The 2,985-nt window shown below is 52.7% G+C and carries 1 rRNA gene; it reads left to right on the forward strand.

The annotated features are described in order from the left end of the window. Nucleotides 1–35 precede the first annotated feature (35 nt). Nucleotides 36–2,926 (forward strand): 23S ribosomal RNA (locus tag MnOB_RS28415). Nucleotides 2,927–2,985: the final 59 nt, after the last annotated feature.

Here is a 2,985-nt window from a genome sequence, read left to right on the forward strand (position 1 = left end):
CCCTATGATCACGAGCAGATTGCTTGGGGTTATATGGTCAAGTGAAGAAGCGCATACGGTGGATGCCTTGGCAGTCAGAGGCGATGAAAGACGTGGTAGCCTGCGATAAGCTTCGGGGAGTCGGCAAACAGACTTTGATCCGGAGATCTCTGAATGGGGGAACCCACCTAGGATAACCTAGGTATCTTGTACTGAATCCATAGGTGCAAGAGGCGAACCAGGGGAACTGAAACATCTAAGTACCCTGAGGAACAGAAATCAACCGAGATTCCCTTAGTAGTGGCGAGCGAACGGGGATTAGCCCTTAAGCTTCTTGGATTTTAGCGGAACGCTCTGGAAAGTGCGGCCATAGTGGGTGATAGCCCCGTACGCGAAAGGGTCCAGGAAGTGAAATCGAGTAGGACGGAGCACGTGAAACTTTGTCTGAATATGGGGGGACCATCCTCCAAGGCTAAATACTACTGACTGACCGATAGTGAACCAGTACCGTGAGGGAAAGGCGAAAAGAACCCCGGAGAGGGGAGTGAAATAGAACCTGAAACCGTATGCGTACAAGCAGTGGGAGCCTACTTTGTTAGGTGACTGCGTACCTTTTGTATAATGGGTCAGCGACTTATATTCAGTGGCGAGCTTAACCGAATAGGGGAGGCGTAGCGAAAGCGAGTCTTAATAGGGCGTTTAGTCGCTGGGTATAGACCCGAAACCGGGCGATCTATCCATGGGCAGGTTGAAGGTTAGGTAACACTGACTGGAGGACCGAACCGACTACCGTTGAAAAGTTAGCGGATGACCTGTGGATCGGAGTGAAAGGCTAATCAAGCTCGGAGATAGCTGGTTCTCCTCGAAAGCTATTTAGGTAGCGCCTCACGTATCACTCCAGGGGGTAGAGCACTGTTTCGGCTAGGGGGTCATCCCGACTTACCAAACCGATGCAAACTCCGAATACCTGGAAGTGTCAGCGTGGGAGACACACGGCGGGTGCTAACGTCCGTCGTGAAAAGGGAAACAACCCAGACCGTCAGCTAAGGTCCCAAAGTTCTAGTTAAGTGGGAAACGATGTGGGAAGGCTTAGACAGCTAGGAGGTTGGCTTAGAAGCAGCCACCCTTTAAAGAAAGCGTAATAGCTCACTAGTCGAGTCGGCCTGCGCGGAAGATGTAACGGGGCTCAAACTAGACACCGAAGCTACGGGTTCGTCGTAAGACGAGCGGTAGAGGAGCGTTCTGTAAGCCTGTGAAGGTGAGTTGAGAAGCTTGCTGGAGGTATCAGAAGTGCGAATGCTGACATGAGTAACGACAATGCGAGTGAAAAACTCGCACGCCGAAAGACCAAGGGTTCCTGCGCAACGTTAATCGACGCAGGGTGAGTCGGCCCCTAAGGCGAGGCAGAAATGCGTAGTCGATGGGAAACGGGTTAATATTCCCGTACTTCTAGTTATTGCGATGGGGGGACGGAGAAGGCTAGGCCAGCTTGGCGTTGGTTGTCCAAGTTTAAGGTGGTAGGCCGAACACTTAGGCAAATCCGGGTGTTCAAGGCCGAGAGCTGATGACGAGCGTTCTTTTAGAACGCGAAGTGGTTGATGCCATGCTTCCAGGAAAAGCCTCTAAGCTTCAGATAACTAGGAACCGTACCCCAAACCGACACAGGTGGTTGGGTAGAGAATACCAAGGCGCTTGAGAGAACTCGGGTGAAGGAACTAGGCAAAATGGCACCGTAACTTCGGGAGAAGGTGCGCCGGTGAGGGTGAACGATTTACTCGGTAAGCCCATGCCGGTCGAAGATACCAGGCCGCTGCGACTGTTTATTAAAAACACAGCACTCTGCAAACACGAAAGTGGACGTATAGGGTGTGACGCCTGCCCGGTGCCGGAAGGTTAATTGATGGGGTTAGCGCAAGCGAAGCTCTTGATCGAAGCCCCGGTAAACGGCGGCCGTAACTATAACGGTCCTAAGGTAGCGAAATTCCTTGTCGGGTAAGTTCCGACCTGCACGAATGGCGTAACGATGGCGGCGCTGTCTCCACCCGAGACTCAGTGAAATTGAAATCGCTGTGAAGATGCAGTGTATCCGCGGCTAGACGGAAAGACCCCGTGAACCTTTACTGTAGCTTTGCACTGGACTTTGAGCCTGCTTGTGTAGGATAGGTGGGAGGCTTTGAAGCGAGGACGCCAGTTCTCGTGGAGCCATCCTTGAAATACCACCCTGGCATGCTTGAGGTTCTAACTCTGGTCCGTCATCCGGATCGAGGACAGTGTATGGTGGGCAGTTTGACTGGGGCGGTCTCCTCCTAAAGAGTAACGGAGGAGTACGAAGGTGCGCTCAGACCGGTCGGAAATCGGTCGTAGAGTATAAAGGCAAAAGCGCGCTTGACTGCGAGACAGACACGTCGAGCAGGTACGAAAGTAGGTCTTAGTGATCCGGTGGTTCTGTATGGAAGGGCCATCGCTCAACGGATAAAAGGTACTCCGGGGATAACAGGCTGATACCGCCCAAGAGTTCATATCGACGGCGGTGTTTGGCACCTCGATGTCGGCTCATCACATCCTGGGGCTGAAGCCGGTCCCAAGGGTATGGCTGTTCGCCATTTAAAGTGGTACGCGAGCTGGGTTTAGAACGTCGTGAGACAGTTCGGTCCCTATCTGCCGTGGACGTTTGAGATTTGAGAGGGGCTGCTCCTAGTACGAGAGGACCGGAGTGGACGAACCTCTGGTGTTCCGGTTGTCACGCCAGTGGCATCGCCGGGTAGCTATGTTCGGAAGAGATAACCGCTGAAAGCATCTAAGCGGGAAACTCGCCTCAAGATGAGATCTCACTGGGATCTTGAATCCCCTAAAGGGCCGTCGAAGACTACGACGTTGATAGGTTGGGTGTGTAAGCGCTGTGAGGCGTTGAGCTAACCAATACTAATTGCCCGTGAGGCTTGACCATATAACACCCAAACAATCTGGTGATTGTGGGTGCGACTGGTTGAAGTCGACAGACCGAAA

Origin of the sequence: Metapseudomonas resinovorans (assembly GCF_002003485.1) — a bacterium.
Classification (GTDB): domain Bacteria; phylum Pseudomonadota; class Gammaproteobacteria; order Pseudomonadales; family Pseudomonadaceae; genus Metapseudomonas; species Metapseudomonas resinovorans_D.